The sequence below is a fragment of the Desulforamulus ruminis DSM 2154 genome, from assembly GCF_000215085.1.
In the GTDB taxonomy this organism is placed as follows: Bacteria; Bacillota; Desulfotomaculia; order Desulfotomaculales; family Desulfotomaculaceae; genus Desulfotomaculum; species Desulfotomaculum ruminis.
Map to the genome: position 1 here is coordinate 2399336 of NC_015589.1, position 24796 is coordinate 2424131.

General features: G+C 48.5%; 26 protein-coding genes. 7 read left to right on the forward strand and 19 right to left on the reverse strand.

Annotated elements, in window-relative coordinates:
* Positions 1 to 3: 3 nt before the first annotated feature.
* The 19 genes from DESRU_RS11985 to nadE all read right to left on the reverse strand — a co-directional run bounded on the left by DESRU_RS11985 (position 4) and on the right by nadE (position 16213).
* Positions 4 to 1134: a hydrogenase small subunit gene (locus tag DESRU_RS11985; protein ID WP_013842370.1), complete on the reverse strand. Its 1131-nt coding sequence runs from the start codon at positions 1132 to 1134 to the stop codon at positions 4 to 6.
* Positions 1135 to 1517: 383 nt separating this feature from the next.
* A complete protein-coding gene (locus tag DESRU_RS11990) occupies positions 1518 to 2447 on the reverse strand; it encodes an RluA family pseudouridine synthase (protein ID WP_013842371.1) in 930 nt (309 codons plus the stop codon).
* A gap of 173 nt (positions 2448 to 2620) precedes the next feature.
* On the reverse strand, positions 2621 to 3979 hold the full coding sequence (locus DESRU_RS11995) for a PFL family protein (RefSeq protein ID WP_013842372.1): 1359 nt from the start codon (positions 3977 to 3979) through the stop codon (positions 2621 to 2623).
* A 29-nt stretch (positions 3980 to 4008) separates the two neighbouring features.
* Complete coding sequence (locus DESRU_RS12000) at positions 4009 to 4311, reverse strand: ACT domain-containing protein (protein WP_013842373.1); 303 nt, start codon at positions 4309 to 4311, stop codon at positions 4009 to 4011.
* 131 nt (positions 4312 to 4442) lie between these two features.
* The gene (gene secF / locus DESRU_RS12005) at positions 4443 to 5318 is read right to left on the reverse strand and encodes a protein translocase subunit SecF (protein WP_013842374.1); all 876 of its coding nucleotides are present in this window, start codon (positions 5316 to 5318) and stop codon (positions 4443 to 4445) included.
* Between the two features lie 13 nt (positions 5319 to 5331).
* Positions 5332 to 6564: a protein translocase subunit SecD gene (gene secD / locus DESRU_RS12010; RefSeq protein WP_013842375.1), complete on the reverse strand. Its 1233-nt coding sequence runs from the start codon at positions 6562 to 6564 to the stop codon at positions 5332 to 5334.
* 89 nt (positions 6565 to 6653) lie between these two features.
* On the reverse strand, positions 6654 to 7316 hold the full coding sequence (locus DESRU_RS12015; protein WP_013842376.1) for an HD domain-containing protein: 663 nt from the start codon (positions 7314 to 7316) through the stop codon (positions 6654 to 6656).
* Between the two features lie 210 nt (positions 7317 to 7526).
* Positions 7527 to 7814: a preprotein translocase subunit YajC gene (yajC, locus tag DESRU_RS12020; RefSeq protein ID WP_013842377.1), complete on the reverse strand. Its 288-nt coding sequence runs from the start codon at positions 7812 to 7814 to the stop codon at positions 7527 to 7529.
* A 72-nt stretch (positions 7815 to 7886) separates the two neighbouring features.
* Positions 7887 to 8999 carry a tRNA guanosine(34) transglycosylase Tgt gene (gene tgt / locus DESRU_RS12025; protein WP_013842378.1) on the reverse strand — a complete coding sequence of 371 codons (1113 nt, stop codon included), beginning with the start codon at positions 8997 to 8999 and terminating at the stop codon, positions 7887 to 7889.
* Between the two features lie 9 nt (positions 9000 to 9008).
* Positions 9009 to 10034 carry a tRNA preQ1(34) S-adenosylmethionine ribosyltransferase-isomerase QueA gene (gene queA, locus DESRU_RS12030; RefSeq protein WP_013842379.1) on the reverse strand — a complete coding sequence of 342 codons (1026 nt, stop codon included), beginning with the start codon at positions 10032 to 10034 and terminating at the stop codon, positions 9009 to 9011.
* A gap of 102 nt (positions 10035 to 10136) precedes the next feature.
* Positions 10137 to 10364, reverse strand: coding sequence for a DUF2905 domain-containing protein (locus DESRU_RS12035; RefSeq protein ID WP_013842380.1), 228 nt, complete (start codon positions 10362 to 10364; stop codon positions 10137 to 10139).
* Positions 10364 to 10930, reverse strand: a complete 567-nt coding sequence (locus tag DESRU_RS12040) for an epoxyqueuosine reductase QueH (protein WP_013842381.1) — start codon at positions 10928 to 10930, stop codon at positions 10364 to 10366. The genes DESRU_RS12035 and DESRU_RS12040 overlap by 1 nt, the downstream gene beginning before the upstream one ends.
* A 71-nt stretch (positions 10931 to 11001) precedes the next feature.
* Positions 11002 to 11502 carry a hypothetical protein gene (locus DESRU_RS12045; protein WP_013842382.1) on the reverse strand — a complete coding sequence of 167 codons (501 nt, stop codon included), beginning with the start codon at positions 11500 to 11502 and terminating at the stop codon, positions 11002 to 11004.
* A gap of 57 nt (positions 11503 to 11559) precedes the next feature.
* Complete coding sequence (ruvB, locus tag DESRU_RS12050; RefSeq protein ID WP_013842383.1) at positions 11560 to 12591, reverse strand: Holliday junction branch migration DNA helicase RuvB; 1032 nt, start codon at positions 12589 to 12591, stop codon at positions 11560 to 11562.
* Between the two features lie 12 nt (positions 12592 to 12603).
* Entirely contained in the window at positions 12604 to 13212 is a 609-nt protein-coding gene (ruvA, locus tag DESRU_RS12055; RefSeq protein WP_013842384.1) for a Holliday junction branch migration protein RuvA, read from the reverse strand.
* The gene (ruvC, locus tag DESRU_RS12060; protein WP_013842385.1) at positions 13213 to 13701 is read right to left on the reverse strand and encodes a crossover junction endodeoxyribonuclease RuvC; all 489 of its coding nucleotides are present in this window, start codon (positions 13699 to 13701) and stop codon (positions 13213 to 13215) included.
* Positions 13702 to 13779: 78 nt separating this feature from the next.
* Positions 13780 to 14397: a hypothetical protein gene (locus tag DESRU_RS12065; protein ID WP_013842386.1), complete on the reverse strand. Its 618-nt coding sequence runs from the start codon at positions 14395 to 14397 to the stop codon at positions 13780 to 13782.
* 241 nt (positions 14398 to 14638) lie between these two features.
* Positions 14639 to 15370, reverse strand: coding sequence for a YebC/PmpR family DNA-binding transcriptional regulator (locus tag DESRU_RS12070; protein ID WP_013842387.1), 732 nt, complete (start codon positions 15368 to 15370; stop codon positions 14639 to 14641).
* Between the two features lie 114 nt (positions 15371 to 15484).
* On the reverse strand, positions 15485 to 16213 hold the full coding sequence (gene nadE, locus DESRU_RS12075; protein ID WP_013842388.1) for an NAD(+) synthase: 729 nt from the start codon (positions 16211 to 16213) through the stop codon (positions 15485 to 15487).
* Between the two features lie 619 nt (positions 16214 to 16832).
* On the opposite strand from nadE, the gene DESRU_RS12080 reads away from it, so the two are divergent.
* The 7 genes from DESRU_RS12080 (at position 16833) to nuoF (ending at position 24776) form a co-directional block, all read left to right on the forward strand.
* On the forward strand, positions 16833 to 17321 hold the full coding sequence (locus DESRU_RS12080) for an NADH-quinone oxidoreductase subunit NuoE family protein (protein WP_013842389.1): 489 nt from the start codon (positions 16833 to 16835) through the stop codon (positions 17319 to 17321).
* A gap of 13 nt (positions 17322 to 17334) precedes the next feature.
* Positions 17335 to 19215, forward strand: coding sequence for an NADH-quinone oxidoreductase subunit NuoF (locus tag DESRU_RS12085; protein ID WP_013842390.1), 1881 nt, complete (start codon positions 17335 to 17337; stop codon positions 19213 to 19215).
* 30 nt (positions 19216 to 19245) lie between these two features.
* Complete coding sequence (locus DESRU_RS12090) at positions 19246 to 21219, forward strand: [FeFe] hydrogenase, group A (protein ID WP_013842391.1); 1974 nt, start codon at positions 19246 to 19248, stop codon at positions 21217 to 21219.
* A gap of 73 nt (positions 21220 to 21292) precedes the next feature.
* The gene (locus tag DESRU_RS12095; protein ID WP_238446438.1) at positions 21293 to 21766 is read left to right on the forward strand and encodes a phosphatase; all 474 of its coding nucleotides are present in this window, start codon (positions 21293 to 21295) and stop codon (positions 21764 to 21766) included.
* Positions 21767 to 22079: 313 nt separating this feature from the next.
* On the forward strand, positions 22080 to 22283 hold the full coding sequence (locus tag DESRU_RS12100; RefSeq protein WP_013842392.1) for a hypothetical protein: 204 nt from the start codon (positions 22080 to 22082) through the stop codon (positions 22281 to 22283).
* A 276-nt stretch (positions 22284 to 22559) separates the two neighbouring features.
* Positions 22560 to 23042, forward strand: a complete 483-nt coding sequence (locus tag DESRU_RS12105) for an NADH-quinone oxidoreductase subunit NuoE family protein (RefSeq protein WP_013842393.1) — start codon at positions 22560 to 22562, stop codon at positions 23040 to 23042.
* 24 nt (positions 23043 to 23066) lie between these two features.
* A complete protein-coding gene (gene nuoF / locus DESRU_RS12110) occupies positions 23067 to 24776 on the forward strand; it encodes an NADH-quinone oxidoreductase subunit NuoF (RefSeq protein ID WP_013842394.1) in 1710 nt (569 codons plus the stop codon).
* Positions 24777 to 24796 lie beyond the last annotated feature (20 nt).

Below are 24796 nucleotides of genomic sequence, written 5' to 3' on the forward strand. Positions count from 1 at the left end.
CCATCATCCCTTCCTTTTATTCTTTAAAAGGCCTTGCAACCGCATTAAAGTACCGTGCTTCTGATCCTTAAAACCCTTTCGTAGGTTCCGGGAAAGTCTGCCGGTAACAATGTTGCCGGCCAGGTGCGTCCCGATGCCCAGGGCGCTTATCAGACCGGCGGCCCGGCCCAATTCCTTGGCGGATAACCGGATTCCCGGCCATTGAAAATCCGGTAAGTGCTCAAAGAAAGGCATATCATCATCCGGAAATTCCGGACTGGTACATCCGATGCAGGGTGTGTTTGCCTTTACCGGCCAGCTTATCGGGTCGCCGCTCCACTGGCGGCGGGGACAATCGGCATAGGTGACCGGGCCTTTGCACCCCAGCTTATACATGCACCAAGGCTCCCCCAACTGCTTGGAGAAGACTCCCTCTTCAAAATAAGGCCGTCTTTCACAAAGTTCGTGAATGGTTTGCCCGTAAAACATGGTAGGACGATGATAAGCGTCCAGCTCCGGTATGCCATACCAAACCAGATGAGCCAGGGTACCCATTAACCAGTCCGGATGGATCGGGCAGCCGGGTACATTAATGACCGGCCTCTCCAGAATGGCCTGAACCGGTTTGCTTTGCGACGGATTGGGCGCGGCGGAATAGGGTCCGCCAAAAGAAGCGCAGGTCCCCGCAGCCACCACGTATTTTGCCTTTGCTCCCAATTCTTGCACGGTCTGTAAAGAGGTGAGGGGTTGGCCGTTTTTCTTCCTGCCCATGACGGAATATAAACCATTGGAGCGGGTGGCAATACTTCCTTCAACGATTAAAATGTACTGACCCGGGGCCTCATCCATCACCTGGTACAGACACCGGGTTGCCCGCTCTCCCTCCGCAGCCATCAGCAAATAAGAGAAGCGGAAATCAATTAAATCCTCGATCATTTTCTGATAACCGGGATCCAGGGAATTTAATAAAGAGAGGTGATCCCCGGAACAGGTATTGGTTCCCAGCCAAATGACCGGAGGTTTGAAATTGTTTTTAGTCTTAGTTAACCGGGAAAGCAGTTGTGGAGTAAAATCTTCTCTTTGCCTTTTATCCCGGCACCATTTTACAAACTGGTCCCTTGAAAAGCGGCTTTTTCCGGTGAAAAAATGACTCATCCTGCTTCTCCTCTGATTATCACAATTTTTCCCTCTGAAATATTTGCCTCCGCTTATCCAAAGGACCTATAATCCCTATTTTCCCCATCATTTGCCAGTCTATGTAAAACCCTCGGCAATCTTTTTCATCCTTCGCTGTGATCTCATGGATTTATAGTGTTGCAAACAAAAAAGGGGTTGATGCAAAAACAACCCGGACAGTTCCAAATGCGCACCCCTTATTAATAAAAAGAATGGAACGCGGATTGAACGGATTTCCACGGATTTTATAAAAAAATTTAAAAATCCGTGAGAATCCGTGGAAATCCGCGTTCCATTATCTTTAACCGGTTGTTCGTTGTGTTATCTCGCCTGTTTTTTGGCGCACTATAATAAAGTTCCCTTTAAAAATCAAGGGATTCCTGGGTTCTTAACTGTTCCAGAATTTTTTCAAACACGTCGGGCAACGGGGCTGAAAAGGAAAGATAGGCGCCGGTGGAAGGATGAGTAAACCCCAGAACACCCGCATGCAGCAACTGACCGTCCAGGCCAAAATGGGCCTTAGCGGGACCATACTTGGGATCGCCCACCAGCGGGTGCTTGATGTAGGCCATATGCACTCGGATCTGATGAGTCCGCCCGGTCTCCAGGCGACATTCCGCCAGCGTATAGTACTGAAAGCGTTCCAGGACACGGTAGTGCGTTACCGCGGACTTCGAGTTTTTTTCAACCACCGCCATGCGCTGCCTTTCCCGGGGGTCTCTGCCAATGGGCGCATCAATGGTTCCCTTTTCTTCCTTGATTACCCCGTGGGCGAGAGCGGTATACCTGCGGGTCACCGTCCTGTCCTTCAACTGCTGGGTCAGACACTGATGGGCATGATCATTCTTGGCCACCATGATCAGGCCCGAGGTATCCTTATCCAGCCGGTGCACAATGCCCGGCCGCAGGATCCCGTTGATTCCGGATAAATCCCGGCAGTGATAGAGCAAGGCGTTCACCAGCGTTCCCGAGTGATTTCCTTCCGCCGGGTGCACCACCATGCCCCGGACTTTATTAACCACCACCACATCGGCATCCTCGTAATAAATATCCAGGGGTATTTTTTCCGGCTCTACCCGCAATTCCTCCGCAGGGGGAACCTCCAGTTGTACCCGGTCCCCGGCCCGGAGCTTATAATTGGCCTTGCTTGGATTGTCGTTGACGGTCACCCGGCCCTCTTCAATGAGTTTTTGCACATAGGACCGGCTCAGTTCCGCACATTGACCGGTAATAAAAATATCCAGCCTGCACTTTGCCCTTTCCCCATCGACAATAAAGGAATAACGGTTCACCTGTCACACCCCGTCTAAATGAATTCACTCCTTGGTGCACGTAGCAAAAGGATTACCCTAGAAAAGAATAAAACACAGATTAACGAATGATGCGGATTCACACGGATTTTATTTAGAATTTAAAAATCCGTGTGAATCCGTGGAAATCCGTAAAATCCGTGTTCTATAATTTTTTAGTTTTTTAAGCTTTGAATGGGCGCGGGAATGCGTCCTCCCCGGGCAACAAATTCCGCCGCCGCGGCCCCTTTTACCGGAATAATGGGGGCGTGACCTAATAAACCGCCAAACTCCACACTGTCCCCCACTTCTTTGCCCGGTGCCGGAATAATTCTTACCGCGGTGGTTTTAAAGTTTACCATGCCGATGGCCATTTCGTCCGCGATAATGGCGGCAATGGTTTCCGCGGAAGTAGAGCCGGGAATGGCAATCATATCCAAGCCCACGGAACAGACGCAAGTCATGGCTTCTAATTTTTCCAGGGTTAGTATGCCCCGTTCAGCGGCCCGGATCATTCCGGCATCTTCACTTAAGGGAATAAAGGCCCCGGAAAGACCGCCAACATAAGAGGAAGCCATAGCTCCGCCCTTCTTCACAGCATCGTTCAGCAAGGCCAGGGCCGCCGTGGTGCCGTGGGTGCCGCAACATTCCAGACCCATGGCTTCCAGCACCTCGGCCACACTGTCGCCCACCGCCGGAGTGGGTGCCAGGGAAAGATCCACGATTCCAAAGGGAACCCCCAGTTTTCCGGCTGCCGCCCGTCCCACCAGTTCACCCATGCGGGTAATCTTAAAGGCGGTCTTTTTTACGGTTTCCGCCAGGGTTCCAAAATCACTGCCCTTTACCTTCTGTACCGCATTTTTTACCACGCCGGGTCCGCTAACCCCAACATTAATCACACACTCCGGTTCGCCAATGCCGTGGAAGGCCCCTGCCATAAAGGGATTATCCTCCGGAACATTACAAAAGACAACCAGTTTGGCGCAGGCCAGACCGTCCTGATCGGCGGTTCGTTCGGCGCATTCCTTAACAATTTTTCCCATACGGTAGACTGCATCCATGTTGATGCCATCCTTGGTGCTGCCTACGTTTACTGAGGAACAGACCCTTTCGGTGGTGGATAAGGCCTCGGGGATGGAATCTATCAAAATGCGATCGCCTTTGGTAAATCCCTTATGTACCAGAGCCGTAAAGCCGCCGATAAAATTGACTCCCACCTCTTTCGCCGCCCGGTCCATGGCCATGGCAAAAGCCGTATAGTTCTCGGCATTACTGCTTTCAGCCACCAGGGACATGGGAGTAACCGAAATACGCTTATTAATAATGGGAATGCCGTATTCCCGTTCAATTTCCTCCCCGCTTTTTACCAGATTTCCGGCTAGGGAGGTAATTTTATCATAAATCTTTTGGCAGGATTTTTTATAGTCCGCATCCGCACAATCCCGTAAGCTGATACCCATGGTAATGGTACGAATGTCCAGGTTTTCCTCCTGCACCATGCGGATCGTTTCCAAAACTTCACTTAAACTGTACACCCTTAAACCTCCCGATTGCTTATTCAAACTTAAATACGGTGCATATAGCGGAAAACATCCTCGTGCTGGGCATCAATCTTAACGCCCAGTTCTTGACCCAGTTGGTTCAGTTTTTCCTTTAGCTTGCTCAGTTCGCTGGTACTTTTTTCAATATCCGCCACCAGCACCATGGAAAAAAAACCCTGCAAAATGGTCTGACTAATGTCAAGAATGTTTACCTTGTTTTCTGCCAGAACGCCGGAAACACCGGCAATGATGCCAACCCGGTCCTGACCGATCACGGTAATGATAACACGGTTGCCCGGCTTTTCCTTTACAATTTGATCCAACATCACACTTTTACCTCCTTAAAAAATGAAAGAAACAGGGCAGGCGCCAACCCACAGACAGACAGCCGCCACATGTTTGCAACAGTGGAATAAAGCAGCGCGAGGAATTCCCCGCGCTGCTATTGTATCCTGTATTATGCTTGAGCCTTGGCAGCCTTTTTGCGGTTTTGCAACTGCCTTAAATCATACCACAGGGGGCCTGCGGTGAAGATTGAGGAATAAGCCCCGCAAACAATACCAATTAGCAGCAACGCTACAAAGCTGTGAATGGTGCTGCCTCCGAGAAGGAATAACGACAACAGCACAAACACAACGGTCAATACGGTGTTAATGGAACGGGCCATGGTCTGCCACAAAGATTTATTGATCAAGGTGGTCAGTTCTTCCTTCCGATTAATGCGCAGGTTCTCACGGATCCGGTCAAAGATAATGATGGAGTCGTGAATGGAATAACCAATCACTGTTAACACCGCCGCCACAAAGGAACTGTCAATTTCAATCTGGAATACCGAGGCCAGACCGACCATAATCAGGGCATCGTGCAGCAGTCCAATAAAAGCTGACACACCCTGCCAAAATTCAAAACGCCAGGAAATATAGATCAAAATCAAAACGGAAGCAACCGCCAAAGCCAGCAGCGCTTTTTGGGTCAGTTCCTTCCCCACCACCGGTCCCACCAATTCATTGCGCAGGATGGTGGCTCCGCCCAGCTTTTCACCAATATTGCTAAAAGCCTTGTCGCTTTCTTCCTGGGACAGTACCCGGGTGCGAATAAAGAAGTCATTTTCCCCGCCGCTTTGAATCTGGCTGTCTTCCAGCTTATATTCCGCAAGGATGTTGCGAACATCTTCGGTGGTAGTGGGATTCTTAAACTTTAGTTCCACGATGTTGCCACCGGTAAAATCAATGCCTAAATTCAGTCCCTGAGTAGACAAGGAAACCACACTAATAACCACAAGTATCAGGGAGATGGCATACCAAATCTTACGTAGTTTAATAATATGAAACATTGTTTAACCTCCCTTACGCCCCGTAGAATTTCCGACCCTTAAGTCCGGTGTCGGCTGTGGTGTGCAGCATCCACCGGGTAAAGGAAATCGCGGTGATTAAGCTAACCAGAACACCGATGGCCAGGGAAACGGCAAAACTTTTGACCAGACCGGTGCCAAAATAAAACAATACGGCCGTGGAAATCAACGTGGTGCAGTTGGAGTCAATGACGGCGGTGATGCCTCGTTTAAAACCGTCATCAATGGCGGATCTCAAGGGTTTACCGCTGCGCAGTTCTTCCTTTAAACGCTCAAAGATAATAATATTGGTGTCCACCGCCATACCCATGGAGAGTACAAAGGCGGCAATTCCCGGCAAAGTTAACACTACATGCATGGCCGCAAAGATGGCCAGCACCGCTAAAGCGTAAACGATCAGAGCAAAGTTTGCCACTAAACCGGGCAGGCGGTAGTAAGCCAGCATGAAAAATAAAATAGCAGCCAAACCGATAATACCGGCCTTCACCGATTTATTCAAAGAATCCGCTCCCAGGGTGGGACCCACGGTCCGCTTCTCAATCACTTCGGTCTTCAGGGGCAGGGAGCCGGATTTTAACAGAACTGCAATGGTATGGGCTTCATTTAAATCGGCATACCCGGTAATGCGGGCCTGACCTCCGGTGATAGGTTCCTCCACGGTGGGGTTTTGCAGGACTTGTCCATCCAACAGGATGGCAATCTTTTTACCCACATTGGCGGCGGTGGCATCGGCAAATTTCTTGGTGCCTGCCTGGTTAAACTCCAGGGATACCTGTATCTGGCCGCTGGTGGGGTCCTTTCCTTCGGTAGCGTTCTTTAGATCCGCACCGGTTAAAATGGTATTGCCGTTTTCATCTTTAAATTCAAGAAAGGCTGTTTTCACAATATCCCGGACCGCCTGATCCGGGTCCTGGATGCCTGCTAATTCAACGATGATACGATCCTTGCCTTCCTGTTGAATAATCGGCTCGGATACGCCGAAAGCATTTACACGGCGTTCAATGGCTTCAATCAATTGGTTCATCCCATCCTGGGTGACCTTCGCCTCATCCGTATCATGGGCCTGCACGGTTACGTGCACACCGCCCTGTAAGTCAAGCCCCAGCGGGATTGAATTAACCACTGGCAACCATTTCACATTCGGAAAGATGGGCTGTACGCTAAATACCGCGATGACAGCAACGGCAACGATAACTGCGAACAGTCTAAGAACACTGCCCCATTTCATCTCCATATTTCCCCCTTTTTATACTGCAGGTAAACAAAATTAATTATATACCTGCAAAATTCCCCTGTCAATGAAGCGATTTCTTCACTTTACAGCAGTTTTGCGCCATTGATAACCAGCTCAAAATTGCAGCCGAGATAATTGGCTGCCCTGCGGCACAGCATCATTCTGGCCAGGAAGATTTCAAAATACTCCATGACCGGACAAATCTCAATATCAATGTTTAATTCCATGGTGATGGTCTTTTGATCCTCATTGACAAACACAAAAGCATGAGAAGCCGCATAGTTTACCCGGTCATGAATGTCAAAAGTGGCAAAATCCTGGTTCCGCACCCTGGAGCGGTGCACATCGGATTTATCGGCCACAATCAAAGCGGCAGCCACGGGATTGACCGGATAACCGTATTGCTCCTCATGATTGGCAATGGCGGAAACCACCGTGCAAACTTCTTCCGGGGGCATACCCATATTTAATAAGAGGGGAAAGGCAATATTGGCTCCTGAAATGCCATGATCGTTCCGGCTGACCACATTGCCGATATCGTGAAGATAGCCTGCGATGGCTGCCAATTCACACTCTCTTTGAGGACGCCCCAGCTTCTCTAAAATATTCCGGGCGATACTGGAAACCAAATTGATATGGCGGTAGCTGTGTTCTGTAAAACCCATTACACCTAGATACTCGTTGCCCTTGCGGATACAGGCATCCACCACGGGGTTGGCTTTAACATCTTCAAGCATGATACCCAAATGCTTCACTCCCAAAGTAAGGATACAGTCTCAAGGCCTATGATAAAAAGAGTAGGACTAAGCCTACTCTGTTTCTCTTCCTTATCAATCCACCGGTTTATTGGGTTCGACTGTCAGACTTTGCAGTCTTCATCAAAAAAGACGAAAAAAAGATCATTTTGTTTCTGCTGATTTATATAAGGTCTCAGTCGAAAAAACTCTTTTTAACGTTTATTCTTCCGGGGACTTTTCGGTGACCTGGGAGATGGCCGTCTTGAGCAGTTCAATATGCACTTTATCGGCAACCCTCACCATCACCGTATTATCCTTAATCTTAATCACAGAACCCACCATACCGCCCACGGTAATGATCTGGTCGCCCACCTTAAGAGCCTTAATCATGCTGGTGTGCTGCTTTTGACGCTTTTGCTGGGGCCGGATCATTAAAAAATAAAGAACGGCAAATAAAGCGACAATATAAATAATGGAACCTGCAGTTTGTGAATTAAAAAAATTCAACACGATACCTCCTTTTTTGGAATAGTTTAAAATTCTCCCTGCTGGCTTAAATTCCCTGCTTTGCAGGAAAAATTAACCTTCATTATATTGTTTGTAAAATTCATCCCGATATTCCAATAATTTGTCCTCTCGGATGGCTTCTTTTATTTTTTTCATCAAATTTTGGATGAAATGCAAATTATGAATGGTGGTTAAGCGTATTCCTAAGATTTCTTCACTTTTAATCAGATGCCGGATATAAGCCCTGGAATAATTACGGCAGGCATAGCAGTCACACTGCTCGTCCATAGGGCGGAAATCCCTGGCGAACTCGGCGTTGCGCACCGTCAGCCTGCCCCTGTGGGTGAAGACCGCGCCGTTTCGGGCAATCCGGGTAGGCAACACGCAATCAAACATGTCCACTCCGCGGATGACGCCTTCAATCAAACAATCCGGCGAACCCACACCCATCAAGTAACGCGGCTTATCCCGCGGCATGAGGGGGACTAAATGATCCAGCACTTCATACATGATTTCCTTGGGTTCGCCCACCGAAAGCCCGCCAATGCCGTAACCCGGAAAGTCCATCTCCATGAGTTCCCGGGCGCTGCGCTCCCGGAGATCTTTAAAAACCCCTCCCTGAATAATACCAAACAAAGCCTGATCTTTCCTTTGGTGGGAGGCCTTACACCGCTCCGCCCAGCGGGTGGTCCTTTCCAGGGCGGCCACCGCGTATTCCTTGTCGCAGGGATAGGGCGCGCATTCGTCAAAGGCCATGGCAATATCCGCTCCCAGTGCCTGTTCAATCTCCATCACCTTTTCCGGTGTAAACAAATGCTTAGAACCGTCAATATGGGAACGAAAGGTAACACCCTCTTCGGTGATGGTCCTCAGAGGTCCCAGGCTAAAAACCTGAAAACCGCCGCTGTCGGTCAGGATGGGGCCATTCCAATTCATAAAGCGGTGCAGTCCTCCGGCTTCCTTAACCAGTTCATGCCCGGGCCGCAAATACAGGTGGTAGGTATTGCTTAGAATTAATCTTCCCCCGGTGTCTTTAACTTCTTCGGGAGTCATGGTTTTCACCGTGGCCTGGGTGCCCACCGGCATAAAAATAGGGGTTTCCACCTCCCCGTGAGGAGTGGATAACCTCCCAAGTCGGGCCCGGGTATGTTTTTCTTCCTTATCAATGATTATTTTAACTGCCATCTCCGCCTCCTAAATGATTAACATGGCATCGCCAAAACTAAAAAAGCGATACTTTTCTTCCACCGCCCGGTGATAAGCCTCCAGGACTTTTTCCCGCCCCGCCAGGGCGCTAACCAGCATCAGCAGGGTGGATTTAGGCAGGTGAAAGTTGGTGATCAGTCCGTCGATCACTTTAAAAGAATACCCGGGATAAATAAAGATTTCCGTCATGCCCGAACCGGCTAGAACCTGTCCCTGTTCATTGGAAGAAGTCTCCAAACAGCGAACGCTGGTGGTGCCCACCGCAATCACCCTGCCGCCGGAGGCCTTGGCCCGGTTAATTTCTTCGGCGGACCGGTCGGTAATCTCGTAATATTCCTGGTGCATGGTATGCCGGGTCACATCCTCCACCTGAACCGGACGAAAGGTGCCTAGGCCCACATGAAGCAGGACATAGGCAATCTTTACACCCAAAGACTTTACTTCCGCCAAAAGCTCCGGGGTAAAATGAAGCCCGGCGGTGGGCGCTGCTGCCGACCCCTCCTGCCGGGCGTAAACCGTCTGGTAACGCTGCTGATCCACCAGTGGTTTTTTAATGTAAGGCGGTAACGGCATCGCTCCGATCCGTTCCAGCACTTGCAGAAAGGGTTCCCGGCAGCTAAATTCGATCACACGCCCGCCGGCATCGGTGTAATCCAATATTTTTCCCTGCATTTGTCCTGCACCGAAGTCCAATCGTTCCCCCACCCGGGCTTTTTTCCCGGGTTTAACCAGCACTTCCCAGCAGTTCTCCGCTACTTGCCTCAGTAAAAGCACTTCAATTTTGGCCCCGGTGGAAATCTTGATACCGTAAATGCGGGCCGGGATGACTTTGGTATCGTTCATTACCAGCACATCCCCCGACCGCAGATATTTCAGAAGATCTGTAAATTGTTGATGCTCAATGTTCTTATCTTTTTTATGTACAACCATTAACCGGGACTGGTCCCGTTTGGCAGCGGGCTCCTGAGCAATCAGCTCGTCCGGTAGTTCATAATCAAAGTCCGTTAACTGCAAACTTCTGTCTCCTTCTAACTTATATCTGTAAAATAGTATTCCATTATTTGCCGTTGGCTATAAGGCTCCGGTCATCAGCCGGCTTTACTCCGCCCACTAACCCTAGCGCCGCAAGAAAAGGTTTAAAATCACGGTCAGAAGCAGGCTCAGCAGAATGGATGTAACCAGGGGAAAATAAAAGGTGAAGTTTCCCTTTTGCACAAAGATATCTCCAGGCAGCCTGCCAAGGCCGGGTATTTTTCCCGCCAGCAGCAGGATGCCCCCCAGGATGACCAGCATAAGCCCAAAAAAAATCAGCATTTTTGCCAAAGGCGCTAAGGACGGGCCCATCATTGATCCCCCTTGCTTCGGTCCGGATTCTTTTCAGGACGGTAATACCGTTCCTTTTCACTGTAAATACAGCCGCAGTAGGACTGCCGGTACATTCCCATCTCCTTAGACTGCAGAGTGGCTTCTTTAAAACCCGGGCGAAAATCCTGATAATAAAAGGGGATGCCGTACTGCTCACCCAGATTTTCACCCATTTCTCGAATTAAATCATGTTTTTGAAAGGGACTGACCAGAAGGGTGGTGGAAAAGGCGTCAAAGTTGCCTTTTTTAGCGATCTGGGCGGTCTTTTCCAGCCGCATATGATAACATACCTGACAGCGCCGGGCTTCCCGGTGAACCACTTCCCGCAAATACTCTTCCAGCAGGTATTGATGTTCAAAAATAACTTTCCAGTTCTGTTGTCCGGCATAGTCCGCCAACTGATCCTTGCGCTTTTTAAATTCCATATAGGGATGAATATTGGGATTATAAAAAAGTCCGTATACGTCAAAGTTCTTTTCCCGCAGGGTTTGCAGCGGGTGTATGGAGCAGGGGGCGCAGCAGGCGTGCAAAAGCAATTTTTTCATAAACCGATCCTTATCCTATTCTTCAACATTTCAGACCCCTAAAATGATCCAACCTTCTCATGAGAAAATTTTTACAGTGAAAGTCTTTCTTTAATGGCAAAGATCTCTTTATCATGCTTGACCACCATACTAACGGCGTAATTGGCATTTAAGGCTACATCCGAGAGTTTTTCTGATAAGTCCTTAAAATATTCATCCAGCCGGGCGGATTGAGTAAACAGTTCTTCTCTAAAAATTTCCTGGTTTCTTATTAATTCCCTAACATCGATTTTTAACTCCGATACGTCGCGTTTTAACGCCGATACATCCGATTTTAATTCCGCCACATCCAACTTTAACCCTGTCACATCGGTTTTTAATTCCGCCACATCGGTTTTTAACACCGATACATCCGACTTTAATTCCGTTACATCCAGCTTTAAACCTGCCACCTCAGTTTTTAAACCGGCTACCTCCGACTTAACCCCGTCCATATCCCCTTTTAAATCTTTGACTGCGGTGTTATTGGCTCCAACCATTTTCACTAAATCCAACAGTAAATTTTCCATCCGTTCCAGCCGTTCCTCACTCATCCCCTTAAGCGCCCCCCTTTCCAGTGAATTTTTATTCCTTATTTTAACATACCGGCGCTAAAATAAACTCCCCTGAACCTTGCCGTTTTCGTCTTTTTTAACCGGCAGCCCCAGATGTTTATAGGCCTGGGGGGTCACCATTCTCCCCCGGGGAGTTCTGGTAATAAAGCCTAACTGCATTAAATAAGGTTCCAGAACATCCTCGACGGTATCCGCTTCCTCGCTGGTGGCGGCGGCAATGGTATCCAAACCCACCGGTCCCCCGTTAAACTTCTCAATCATGGTTCTTAGCAAGTGTCTGTCCGTTTGGTCTAGTCCCAGGGGGTCCACTTCAAAAAACTCCAGGGCCTGGGCAGCAGCTTCCCAGGTTATATCTCCCTGAGCCTTTACCTGGGCGTAGTCACGAACCCGCTTTAACAGACGGTTGGCCACCCTGGGCGTACCCCGGGAACGGCGGGCAATTTCCTCTGCTCCTGCCTGGTCAATGGCTACGTTTAAGATCCGGGCCGCCCTTTGCACAATGACGGTGAGTTCCTCCACCGTATAAAACTCCAGGCGGCTGATAATACCAAAGCGGTCCCGGAGAGGTGAAGCCAGCATCCCTGCCCGGGTGGTGGCGCCAATCAGGGTAAATTTGGGCAGGTCCAGCCGGATGGAACGGGCGCCGGGCCCCTTGCCCAGTACAATATCCAGGGCAAAATCTTCCATGGCCGGATATAAAATTTCTTCCACCGCCCGGCTGAGACGATGGATTTCATCAATAAAAAGAACATCTCCCTGGGCTAAATTGGTGAGTATGGCCGCCAGGTCCCCTTGCCTTTCAATGGCAGGGCCCGATGTGGTGCGGATGCTCACTCCCATCTCGTTGGCAATGATATTGCTGAGGGTGGTCTTTCCCAGTCCCGGAGGGCCGAACAACAGCACGTGGTCCAGGGCTTCTCCCCGTTGCCTGGCTGCTTCCACAAAAAGCGAAATGGTCTCTTTGGCTTTCTGCTGACCGATATATTCATTTAATTTTCTGGGACGTAATCCCGCTTCCAGTTCATTGTCTTCCATTTGCATCCCGGGGGATATGATTCTTTCCGTCATGCTTACCTCCGGTTACTTGGCCGGGGCCAGTTCTTTAAGGGCGTATTTAATAATATGGGAAACATCCCCAGGGGCAGTTTTTTTACAGGCCTTATCCACCGCCTGCCTGGCTTCCGCCTGACCGTAACCCAGGGATAAAAGGGCTGCCACCGCATCCTCTTCCGCTGCTGCCGTCTGCCCGGAGACCGGTCCAGCGGATTCCGAAAGATCGTTTCCTTCAAAAGGACCTTTCAGCTTATCCTTCAACTCCAGCAGAATGCGCTGGGCGGTCTTTTTGCCAACCCCCGGTACTTTAACTAACGGATTAACATCGCCGCCGGCCACAGCTAATCGTAAAGCCTCCGGTTGAAGAAAAGAAACCACGGCCAGAGCTACCTTGGGACCCACTCCGGCCACATCCAGGAGGGCTAAAAAACATTCCATCTGGTCCTCCCGGGAGAATCCATAAACTTGCAGGCCATCCTCCCGCACCACCATATGGGTATGAAATTTTACCTCCTGACCGATTCCCGGCAAGGGGGTCATGGCTGGAATATGTAGGCGGTAACCGATCCCCTGCACTTCCACCACCACCCATCCCATGGCCACGGTCGCCAGTTTTCCGCGAATATATGCAAGCATTTACCTAAGACCTCCCGGGGCTGAACTCCAATGAGCGTGACAGATAGCCACTGCCAGGGCGTCGGCCACATCATCCGGTTTGGGAACTTCCTTTAAAGAAAGAAGGGTTTTGACCATAAATTGCACCTGCTGTTTATCTGCTTTACCATATCCGGTAACCGCTTGCTTAACCTGCAGCGGCGTATACTCCGCCACAGGCAGGCCGTAATTGGCTCCGGCCAACAGGGCAATGCCCCGGGCATGTCCAACGGCAAGGGCGGTTTTCGCATTTTTATTAAAAAACAATTCTTCCACAGCCATATACCGGGGCTGATATTGCTCAATAATGCGGGTTATTTCCGTATACAATCTTTTTAAGCGCAAATCCAGCGTCAGTTGGGGACTTGTCCGCAGACATTCACAAGCAACCGGTGTATAACGGTTGCCCTTGTACTCCACCAAACCAACGCCGGTAATGGCCGTACCCGGGTCAATACCCAGTATAATCATCGTTACCTCCATCATCATACTGGGAATATTATACTACAAACCTCTGTTCTGTTGTTTGTGCTTTTAAAAATAATTCAATTACTCCTGCATTTCATCCAAGTTTTCCAGCACGGCATTCATGGCATCCTCACTGGCAAATTCCAATTCATCTCTTAGATTGGTCTGGGTTTTGGGCGTCATATGCCAAAAATCCATGGACTGCTGGAGTTTTACTTGAAAATCTTCTGACAGACTGTTCAAAGGAAAGGACTCTTCTACCTTTAGTAATTTCTGATTATACCCCAAAGGTCCTTGATAAACGGCCAGTTTATCCTGATAGGCACCGAAATGCCTGAAGTTTTTATGATAAGTACAAAAATCTTTCACTCTTTTCTGGGCTACAATTTCATCCTTATTTATCTGCAGGGTAAAATCCCTGGAGCCGTAATATTCCTTTAACTCTTTCTCCGTTGTTAATTTCGCCATCCCGGCGGTTTTCCTTCCCACCTCTTCAATATCGCCGCAGAGATAAACATTTTCTTCACGGATGATGATGTTTGGAGAAAGGGCCGGCCCTGCCTGCTGAGCAAATACCTCTAATATGGCCCAGCGGGCCTGCGCATCCTTGGCATCCATCTTGCCGCCAACCATAAACACAGTCACCAGGGCTACAACCAGCAAAGCCCCCAAACCCATCCAGAGTATTTTTTTCAGCATACCAACCACCCCTCCTAGTTGGTTAGTATTGCCACTTGCTCCCATTCCCTATACATTCCCGGAAAAGAAAACTTACCTTGAGTCCTATCCTAATTTAAGCAATAGAACACCGATTTAACGGATTCTACGGATTTACACGGAGATTTAGAGGGTATATAAAGATTTAAAAATCGTGGAATCTGTAAAGCTCCTGTTCTATTGTATTATAAAAAGGTAAAAGCCGGAAACCCGGCTTTAAAAGTTATTCTTCCATCTCAAAATTAGTATATACCGCCTGGACATCGTCGTTGTCTTCCAGCAGATCAATGATTTTGACCATTTTTTCCGCCTCGTCGCCCTGCAGCTTGACCATGGTTTGAGCAACCATGGATAATTCCGCGTCGGCCAGGGGGATCCCCTGCTGTTTCAAAGCCTCACAAACTTTTTCAAAATCCTCCGGTGCAGTGGTGATCTCAAAACTGTCCTCTTCGGTTTTAATATCTTCGGCACCGGCCTCCAAAGCTGCCAGCATCAGATCGTCTTCGCTCATCTTGATTTGAGAACGATCCAAAATCAGAATTCCTTTTTCCTTAAACATCCAGTTGACACAACCGGACTCCCCAAGGTTGCCCCCCTGTTTGGAAAGGATATGCCGAACCTCTGCGGCCGTGCGGTTTCGATTGTCGGTTGCGACATAAATTAAGACCGCCACGCCTCCGGGACCATATCCCTCATAGGCAAATTCCTCGAAATTAGCCCCTTCGCCTCCTCCGGCGCCCTTTTGGATGGCCCGCTGAATGTTGTCGTTGGGAATATTGGCTTCTCTGGCCTTCTCCACAGCGGTTTTCAGTCTCCTGTTCCCCGCAGGGTCCGGCCCGCCGTTTCTGGCGGCAATAATAATCTCCTTGGAAAGCCGGGTAAAAAGCTTACCCCTTTGGGCATCTATTTTCGCTTTTTTACGTTTAATGGTTGACCATTTGGAATGTCCGGACATACTGTATGATCTCTCTCCTTAAAAGAAACTTGCTAATAAATTAATTTTTAACTGCCGAAAAAAAGCTTGGTTACACGGCAGTGTACCAGCTTTTCTAAAGACAAGCGATCCCTTTTAAAAAACCGGGGGAATGGGGGGAAGGAATTTTTTGTGCTCCCTTTTCCTTTCCAGGTTCTGAATAATTTCTTTAACCTCCTCGGGACCTTCCTCGGTTAAAATGTAATGATCCAGATCCTTATAGGTTACACCCATTTCTTTCTCGTCACAGTGATCAAACCACAGTCCCGCCGAAGGGGCTTTATCAATAATGCGTCGGGGAATCCCCAGTTCCTCCGCCAGTTCTTTCACCTGGCATTTAACCAGGTTGGCAATGGGCAGAAGATCAACGCCTCCATCGCCGTATTTCGTAAAATGACCCACTACCAGTTCGGCTCTGTTGCCGGTTCCCACAACCAGATAATTGTGTCTAGCCGCCAAATGGTAAAGTGTTATCATTCTTAGCCTTGGCTTTATATTGACAATGGACATATCACAACAGTGTACATCGTAATCTTGACCTGTAAAACGATGAACAAACCATTTAAAGGGTTCATCCAGGTTGACGGTTTCTATCGGGACACCCAGTGTTTCGGCAACCAGTCTGGCGTCTTTGGCATCCTGAGGATTGCTAAAACAGGGCATGATTACACCCAGGACATGATCAGGAAAAGCTCTTTTGCATAATGCAGCAGTCACAGCGGAATCAATTCCTCCACTTAAGCCAACCACAGCCCCAAGGGCACCGGCCTTTTGGATTTCAGCCTTTATCCACTGTGTCAGTTTGTCTGCTAAGTAGTCCATCACAATAGACAAACCCCCCCGGATTTTTGATAAATTCATCATAACATACCGAATCTTAAGGCGCAAACCATTAAAAAGAATGATCCTGACGCATCTTTTATTTCAAAATTTTCAATATTGACTGAATTGTTTCTGTATTATTTCTTGTTATTATTATTAGATTGTTCAATCTATTTGTTTAACTTATTAGACGGGTTTGTTTTGTTAAATGACATTCTTTAATTGACAACCAAACATCACCATGCCTATAATATATTCAGAATGTTTCACTTATATAAAAAATTATGTCAAACTTGGCTTTCGAAATTGTTGCAAGCCCTTATTTTATTTGGTTTTATAAACATCACCCCAGGAATGGCTTAATTTAAGGAAGTTTTAACTCAGCGCATCTTTATTGTACAATAAATGTTCAATTTTTTGTAATACTTTTTCATCACAAAATTTACATATCTAAGCTGATTTAATTCAACATTTGATGAAACCGTTTGTCCTTACCTTATAAAAAATTAAAGAGGTGGTGGTTTGATTTTTCTATAAAGACAACAGGTGAGGATATTTAATTAGACAATTGGTTGAACCACGTTTTTTAGTGGGCTTTTCCCACACCAAAGGGGGGTTTATGATGGAAAACAGAGATATAAAATTTTTAAAGTTACAACAAATTATTGATTCCCATGAAGGAAAAGTGTCTCATCTTATCGCTATTTTGCAGGAAACTCAGACAGAATACGGTTACCTGCCCAAAGAAATCTTAACCTATATTGCTTCAGCCATGGGGATCTCCCCTGCCACCGTGTTGGGTGTGGCTACCTTTTATGCTCAATTCTCCCTCATTCCCAAAGGAAAATATGTTATCCGTGTCTGTGACGGCACGGCCTGTCACGTACGGGGCTCAGAACCCATCATGATGGCTGTACGCAAAGAATTGTGCCTTACCCCTGACAAACCGACAACCGATGATTTAACTTTTACAATAGAAACCGTCTCCTGCTTAGGGGCATGTGGTTTGGCTCCGGTGGTTGTGGCTGACGAAGAAGTACACGGTCAAATGACTCCGGATGCAATTTTAGAAGTAATTAAAAAATTGGCACCCACTGCCAGTGAGAACTAAGGGGGGACCACAGATGCTAAAATCACGTAAAGATCTTTTGAACCTGCAGCAAAAAGCGAAAACCGCCCTGGCTGATCAAAAAATGCGCATCTTGGTCTGTGCGGGTACCGGTTGCGTGGCCAACGGTTCGTTAAAGGTTTATGAAAGTTTAAAGAAGCTCATTGCCGAAAAGGGTTTACTGGCCGAAATTGATTTAGTCAAAGAAGTCTCTCACGAAGGCATTGGCGTCAACATCAGCGGCTGTCATGGTTTCTGCCAGATGGGTCCTCTGGTTCGCTTTGAACCTTCCGGACTCCTTTATGTTAAAGTAAAAGAAACCGATTGCGAAGAAATTGTTGAGTCCACCGTGGCCGCCAATACCATTATTGAACGCCTATTGTATTCCGACCCCAATACCGGCGAAAAAGTAAAAACCCAAGATGAAAATCCGTTCTATAAGCGTCAGGTTCGCGTAACCCTGAAGGACTGCGGCCGGATTAATCCCGATGATATAAACGACTATATTGCTCATGGCGGTTATCAGGCCATTGCCAAAATTTTAACCGGTATGACCAATGAAGAGGTTATTAAGGAAGTACTGGATTCCGGCTTGCGCGGTCGTGGCGGCGGCGGTTTCCCCACCGGACGTAAATGGTCCTTTGCCGCAGTCCAGCCCGGTCCTAAGAAATACATCATCTGTAACGGCGACGAAGGTGACCCGGGCGCCTTTATGGATCGCTCCGTCATGGAAGGCAATCCTCACTCCGTCCTGGAAGGCATGATGATTGCCGGTTTCGCCATTGGCGCCGATGAAGGTTATATTTATGCCCGTGCCGAGTATCCTCTGGCCATCAAACGGATACGCAAAGCCATTGTGGATGCCGAGGCCCTTGGGGTTTTAGGCAAAAATATTTTGGGCACTGACTTTAATTTTAAGATTAACGTTAAAGAAGGCGCCGGCGCTTTTGTGTGCGGCGAGGAAACGGCCTTGATTGCTTCCATCGAAGGTGAGCGCGGTATGCCTCGTCCCCGTCCTCCTTTCCCGGCGGTAAAGGGTCTCTGGGCATGCCCCACCGTAATTAATAACGTGGAAACCCTCGCCAACCTTCCTGCTATTATTCTGAACGGCGCCACCTGGTTTAAAGGATTCGGCACCGCTACCAGTGCCGGCACTAAAACCTTTGCCCTGGCCGGTCAAGTTGAAAATACCGGTCTGGTGGAGGTTCCCATGGGCATGACCCTGCGGGAAATCGTATTTGATATCGGCGGCGGCTTGCGGGAAGGCAAAAAATATAAATCGGTACAAATCGGCGGTCCTTCCGGTGGCTGTCTCACGGAAGAAAAACTGGATTTACCCCTGGATTATGACGAGCTCCTAAAGGTTGGCGCCATGATTGGCTCCGGCGGTCTGGTTGTTATGGGCGATGATACCTGTATGGTGGAAACCGCCAAATTCTTTATGGGCTTTGTGCAAAACGAATCCTGCGGCAAGTGTGTTCCCTGCCGCGAAGGTACCAAACAAATGCTGGCCATGCTAACCAAGATTACAGAAGGAAAGGGCACTGAACAAGACCTCGTGCTCCTGGAGGAATTGGCCCAGAATGTGAAGGACGGCTCACTCTGTGGTCTTGGTAAGACTGCTCCTAACCCGGTTCTTACCACTCTACGTTACTTCCGGGATGAATATGTAGCCCATGTTCGGGATAAGAAGTGTCCTGCCGGTGCTTGTCAAGCATTGAAAGAATACTACATCGATCCTGAAAAATGCAAAGGCTGTACTCTCTGCTCCAGGGTTTGCCCCACCGGTGCCATTACCGGTGAAAAGAAACAACCCCATGTGATTAATGTGGAGCTTTGCATCAAGTGCGGTACCTGTGCAGAGAAGTGCAAGTTTGGCTCCATCGGTGTCCGGTAGTAGCCCATTATGGAGAAAGGGAGTGACAAGATGAGTGGAAAAATAACCATTAACGGACAGATATTGGAATTTACTGATGAAAAAAATATTCTTGAAGTTGCCCGTAAAGCCGGTTTTGATATTCCTACCCTGTGCTATCATCCTGAATTAACGGTCGTTGGTGCCTGTAGGCTATGCGTTGTGGAAATTGAACGCATGGGCATTCAGGCCTCCTGCTCTACCGCCCCTGCGGACGGTATGGTTGTATTTACCCACTCCGAGCGGGTAAACAAAGTGCGCAAAATGGTTCTGGAACTGCTGCTGGCCAATCACGACCGCGAGTGCACCACCTGCGATGCCAGCGGTTCCTGCAAGCTGCAAACCTACTCCAATGATTATAATATTAAAAGACTGCGTTATCCCAGCCGTACGGAACAGGTTCCCTTGGACACCTCCAGCTTATCCGTGGTTCGGGACCCCAACAAATGTATTCTGTGCGGTTTATGCGTACGGGTTTGTAAGGAAAAACAGGGAATTGGCGTGTGGGACTTTAAAAACCGTGGTTCCCGTACGCAGATCATTGCCGCCATGGACCAGTCTCTGGCGGATTCCGCCTGCATTAACTGCGGTCAGTGTATTGCTGTTTGCCCTTGTGGCGCCCTGTCCAGCAACAGCTCGATAGCAGAAGTCTGGGCTGCCATCCGGGATCCTAAGAAAACCGTTGTTTGCCAGATCGCACCGGCTCCCCGGGCCGCTCTGGGCGAAATGTTCGGCCTGGGCTCGGTAGATGTAACCGGCAAGATTGTTACGGCCCTGCGGAAATCCGGTTTTGACAAAGTCTTTGATACAGTATTTACCGCAGACATGACTACCGTTGAAGAGTCCAACGAATTTTTGGGCCGCCTGACCAGCGGCGGGAAATTGCCCCTCTTTACCTCTTGCTGCCCCGGCTGGGTAAAATACGCCGAGGAATTCCACCCGGAACTGCTGGAGAACTTGTCCACCTGCCGCTCTCCCCAGCAGATGTTCGGCTCTGTTCTGAAGAAGAAGTACGCCAAGGACCTGGGGATTACTCCGGAAGAGATGTTTGTGGTCTCCATCATGCCCTGTACCGCCAAAAAGTACGAGGCCAAGCGTCCGGAATTTATGACCGACGGCGTTTATGATGTGGATGCTGTTTTAACCACCGTAGAAGCCGCCCAGCTCTTTAAAGAAGCCGGTATTCTCTTTGATAACCTGGAAGAGGGTATTTTTGACCAGCCCATGGAACAAACCACCGGTTCCGGCGTTCTCTTTGGAACCACCGGTGGCGTTATGGAATCGGTTGTCCGTTATGTGGCCGGAAAACTGCTCAATGCCGAGGGACGCATTGACGTTGAGTTTACCCGGGGCCTGGACGATACCAAGATTGCCGACTTAAATGTAGGCGATACCAAGTTAACCCTGGCTATTGTGAACGGTCTGGCCGCTGCGGAGGAACTGATTAAGAAAATCCAATCCGGCGAACTGGAAGTTCATGCCGTTGAAGTGATGGCCTGCCCGGCCGGTTGTGTGGGCGGCGGCGGACAGCCTGCTCAAAACGATCGGAAAGCCCGTCAGTGCAGGTCCGATGAGATTTACAACATTGACTCCAAGATGGTTCTTCATAAAGCCCAGGACAACGAAGATCTGGATAAAATATTCCAGAAATACTGGGGCGGGTGCTGCAACCACGATACGCACCACGACCTCCACACCCATTACCATGCTAAAAAACGTATTTCCGGAAATGAGATTGTTATCAAAGACAGCGAAGGCCCGGAAATTGCCGTCTGCCTCCGTGAAAGCTGCATGAAGAACGGCGCCTTGGCTGTGGTTGAAAAACTGGCTGAACTGCCGGTCAAATTAAAAGGCGTATTTTTCCTGGAAGGCTGCGGCGAAGGAGTCTCCATCCAATTGAATGGTGAAATTCTGCATGTCACTGCCGATAATGTTTTAGACACCGTTAAATCCAAGTGCGGCGGCCAGTGCAGTTGTTGCTCCTAGTTTAAAATAAAATATATATTTAAGGCGCTGGCCTGGCTAGCGCCTGTTTTTTTATGATAAAATAATTTTGGTGATGAATATGAGCGAAAAGCATCTTACTTTGTTAATTGGGCCCGCCAAGTATCCGGAAGATGACCGGCGGATGGTATCCATGTTCCTGGAAGAACCGGGGAAAAAGATTATTTGCGGCTCCAGTGCGGCGAATATGGTTTCCAGCGTCCTTTCTCTCCAGAAAGAAACTCCCGATGCGGACTCCGTGCCGGGTCTGTGCCTGATTACAGACGGAACACTGATCCTGAGCCAGGTGCTGGAGATTCTTTTAGGAACCCATGAATCCCAGGAACCCCCTGCCACCTGGGACGCGAAAATGTTATCCTCTTCTTTACTGGAAGCCGAATCCATCTCTTTTCTCATCGGCATGGCCGTTAATAAATCACAGCGAAGTTTGAGCCTCCCGGCCAAGACGGTGGTGAAGAGCCGTTTCGCCCGGGAACTTGTGGATTTACTCAAGGAAAAAGGAAAAAAGGTCATGGTGGAATATTTTTAACCACCATGACCTTTTTTCTTCGCATTGCAGTTCTTTTGGGGGCGATTATCCTTTCTTATCGCTTCCCCGCCAGTGGATTTATTCATATTCTAATGACAGCGAAATATGGTCAAAATATTATATAGAAAATTCCGGTCAAAAATACTTGACGCTCGCGAATGTTCTAAGTTAGAATTAATGTAGTTGTAATTGTTTGAATATTTATAATGTTTTAATTAGTCAAATTCAATATACAATAATTGCAATTCTGTCGTATTCTGGACGGTTTTATGTTAAGAAAAGTCATAAAATAAATGAAATGGAGGTGTAACGGTTGATTATTCAAGAGTTAGTCAACGGGAAAATGACCATTAAAACCCTTGCCAAATACTCTCTCCTCCCTTTAGAAAAATCTTCTGTAGCCAAATTCGAACCCTGCATCGACAGCTATGAGCAGCTTATTTTTATTGAAACCCGGCCTTACCAACAATTAAATCCTTATTTTGACCATTATGGTCAACTGATTTGCATATCTTAAAACCCATTTATAACGGATTTCCATGCCACAAGCACTGGTTTCCAGTGTTTCTTGTTTGAACCCTTTAGACCCTCTGCTTCACACGGTCTGGAAATCAGTTATTTTTATGAAAGGTGGTGGTACTAAAAAAGCTTACTGCTTAAGACAAAAAGGGGTTTTATTATGGTGGCAAAAAATTTTTTTAGAGATGCCACTGGTTTGCAAGACACAAGAAGTACCGCTATCTTCAAGACGCATGTTCAATAATGCGCTTCCGACGAAAGGAGGAACCCTTGCATGGCTGCAGATTGTCAATGCAGTTGCGAATCCAATACTCAGAAACTGGACGAAATCTTCGCCCAATACCGGTGCAATCCTAACGGCCTGATTGTGGTTATGGCTGCCATTCAGGAGGCCCATGGTTATTTACCCAAAGACCTGCTGGTAAAAACAGCGGAGGAACTGAGTGTTCCGCTCAGTGACGTATACGGCGTGGCCACCTTCTACGCGGCCTTTAGCCTGCGCCCCAGGGGCAGGCATTCCGTAAATCTCTGCCTGGGAACTGCCTGTTATGTTAAAGGCGCTCCGGAGGTCCAGATAATGCTGGAAAAAGAAATGGGCATTAAAGCCGGCAGCACCACGGAAGACCGCCGTTTTACCCTTGATTTGGTAAGATGTCTTGGCGCCTGTGGTATTGCTCCCGTTTTGACCGTCAACGGTGAAGTTTATCCCCGTATGACTGCGGATAAGGTATCCGAAGTATTAGCGAAATACGAATAACTTCCTCCAGGGAGGTGAATGGATATGAATTATGCTGAACTCGAATTATTAAGGGCAACCGCCAGAGAATCTATTAAAATCCGTTTAGGTGAAGACCCTTCCGATAACTTTAAATACCATGTGCTGGTTTGCGGCGGTACGGGATGTATCTCCATCGGCTGTCAGAATACCCTGCAGGCTTTGCAAAAATCCATTGAAAGTCATGGCTTACAGGATACGGTTAAGCTGGTGGTTACCGGCTGCATGGGCACCTGTGAAATGGGTCCGGTGATTACGGTATTCCCGGAAGGCTATTATTACTGCCGGGTTGAACCGGGCGATGTGGAGGAAATTGTTTCTTCTCATTTAAAAGAAGGAAAATATGTAGAACGTCTGTGCTATCACGCTGCAGATGCCACCGTACATCCTCGGAAAGCCGATATGGTATTTTTCAAGAAACAAAAACGAAATGCTCTGCGAAACTGCGGTATCATTAACCAAACTTCTTTGGAAGAATACATCGCCATGGACGGTTATAAAGCGCTGTCCAAGGTGCTGCAGGAAATGAGTTCCCAGCAGGTGGTCGACGAGATTAAAAAATCCGGTCTGCGCGGTCGTGGCGGCGCCGGTTTTCCCACCGGCGTAAAATGGCAGTTTGTGCTGGATCAGCAGTCCGACCAAAAGTATATTGTGTGCAACGGCGATGAGGGAGATCCGGGCGCCTTTATGGATCGTTCGGTTCTGGAGGATGATCCCTATTCGGTGATCGAAGCCATAACCATCGGCGGTTATGCCGTTGGGGCCAATAAAGGCTACGCCTATATCCGTCTGGAATATCCCCGGGCCATTGATCACTTTACCAAAGCCCTGAACCGCGCCAGGGAAGTGGGTTTACTGGGCAGTAACATCTTAGGCAGCGGTTTTAATTTTGATATTGAAATCCGCGTGGGCGCCGGCGCCTTTGTCTGCGGTGAAGAGACCGCCCTGCTGGCCTCCATTGAAGGCCGCCGGGGCGAACCCCGTCCGCGTCCCCCCTTCCCTGCGGTTTCCGGTTTATTCGGTAAACCCACTGTTATTAATAACGTTGAAACCTGGGCCAATATTTGTCCCATCCTGATCCATGGAGGAGATTGGTACGCCTCCATGGGTACGGAAAAAAGCAAAGGTACCAAGGTCTTTACACTGGCCGGCAAAATTACCAATACCGGGTTGGTTGAAGTGCCTCTGGGAATTACCCTGCGGGAGATGGTTGAAGATATCGGCGGCGGCGTGCCGGACGGTAAGGCCTTTAAGTCGGCCCAGACCGGCGGTCCTTCCGGCGGCTGTATTCCTGCAGCCTATCTGGATACGCCCATTGACTATGAAAATCTGGCGGCCCTGGGTTCCATTGTTGGTTCAGGCGGTATGATTATCCTGGATGAGGGAACCTGTATGGTGGACATCGCCAAGTTTTATCTGGGCTTTACCCAGGATGAATCCTGCGGCAAGTGCACCCCCTGCCGGATTGGCACCAAAAGAATGCTGGAGATTCTGGAACGCATTACCAAGGGACTGGGCAAGGAGGGTGATCTGGAACTGCTGATTGAACTGGCCAACTCCATTAAGGCTTCCGCCCTTTGTGGCCTGGGTCAGACGGCTCCTAACCCGATCCTCAGTACACTGCGTTACTTCCGTGATGAATATGAAGCGCACATCAAGGATAAAACCTGTCCGGCCGGTGTTTGTAAAATGCCCCGTAAAGGCCTAAAATCCTAAAGGTTAGGAGGGAAGAGGCA

Bases quoted from the DNA above. Each gene is read 5' to 3' on its own strand.
- DESRU_RS11985 (WP_013842370.1), bottom strand. From the start codon at position 1,134: ATGAGTCATTTTTTCACCGGAAAAAGCCGCTTTTCAAGGGACCAGTTT.
- DESRU_RS12000 (WP_013842373.1), bottom strand. From the start codon at position 4,311: ATGTTGGATCAAATTGTAAAGGAAAAGCCGGGCAACCGTGTTATCATT.
- secF (WP_013842374.1), bottom strand. From the start codon at position 5,318: ATGTTTCATATTATTAAACTACGTAAGATTTGGTATGCCATCTCCCTG.
- secD (WP_013842375.1), bottom strand. From the start codon at position 6,564: ATGAAATGGGGCAGTGTTCTTAGACTGTTCGCAGTTATCGTTGCCGTT.
- tgt (WP_013842378.1), bottom strand. From the start codon at position 8,999: ATGGCAGTTAAAATAATCATTGATAAGGAAGAAAAACATACCCGGGCC.
- DESRU_RS12035 (WP_013842380.1), bottom strand. From the start codon at position 10,364: ATGGGCCCGTCCTTAGCGCCTTTGGCAAAAATGCTGATTTTTTTTGGG.
- DESRU_RS12040 (WP_013842381.1), bottom strand. From the start codon at position 10,930: ATGAAAAAATTGCTTTTGCACGCCTGCTGCGCCCCCTGCTCCATACAC.
- DESRU_RS12045 (WP_013842382.1), bottom strand. From the start codon at position 11,502: ATGAGTGAGGAACGGCTGGAACGGATGGAAAATTTACTGTTGGATTTA.
- ruvB (WP_013842383.1), bottom strand. From the start codon at position 12,591: ATGACGGAAAGAATCATATCCCCCGGGATGCAAATGGAAGACAATGAA.
- ruvA (WP_013842384.1), bottom strand. From the start codon at position 13,212: ATGCTTGCATATATTCGCGGAAAACTGGCGACCGTGGCCATGGGATGG.
- ruvC (WP_013842385.1), bottom strand. From the start codon at position 13,701: ATGATTATACTGGGTATTGACCCGGGTACGGCCATTACCGGCGTTGGT.
- DESRU_RS12065 (WP_013842386.1), bottom strand. From the start codon at position 14,397: ATGCTGAAAAAAATACTCTGGATGGGTTTGGGGGCTTTGCTGGTTGTA.
- DESRU_RS12070 (WP_013842387.1), bottom strand. From the start codon at position 15,370: ATGTCCGGACATTCCAAATGGTCAACCATTAAACGTAAAAAAGCGAAA.
- DESRU_RS12080 (WP_013842389.1), top strand. From the start codon at position 16,833: ATGGAAAACAGAGATATAAAATTTTTAAAGTTACAACAAATTATTGAT.
- DESRU_RS12085 (WP_013842390.1), top strand. From the start codon at position 17,335: ATGCTAAAATCACGTAAAGATCTTTTGAACCTGCAGCAAAAAGCGAAA.
- DESRU_RS12090 (WP_013842391.1), top strand. From the start codon at position 19,246: ATGAGTGGAAAAATAACCATTAACGGACAGATATTGGAATTTACTGAT.
- DESRU_RS12095 (WP_238446438.1), top strand. From the start codon at position 21,293: ATGAATATGAGCGAAAAGCATCTTACTTTGTTAATTGGGCCCGCCAAG.
- DESRU_RS12105 (WP_013842393.1), top strand. From the start codon at position 22,560: ATGGCTGCAGATTGTCAATGCAGTTGCGAATCCAATACTCAGAAACTG.
- nuoF (WP_013842394.1), top strand. From the start codon at position 23,067: ATGAATTATGCTGAACTCGAATTATTAAGGGCAACCGCCAGAGAATCT.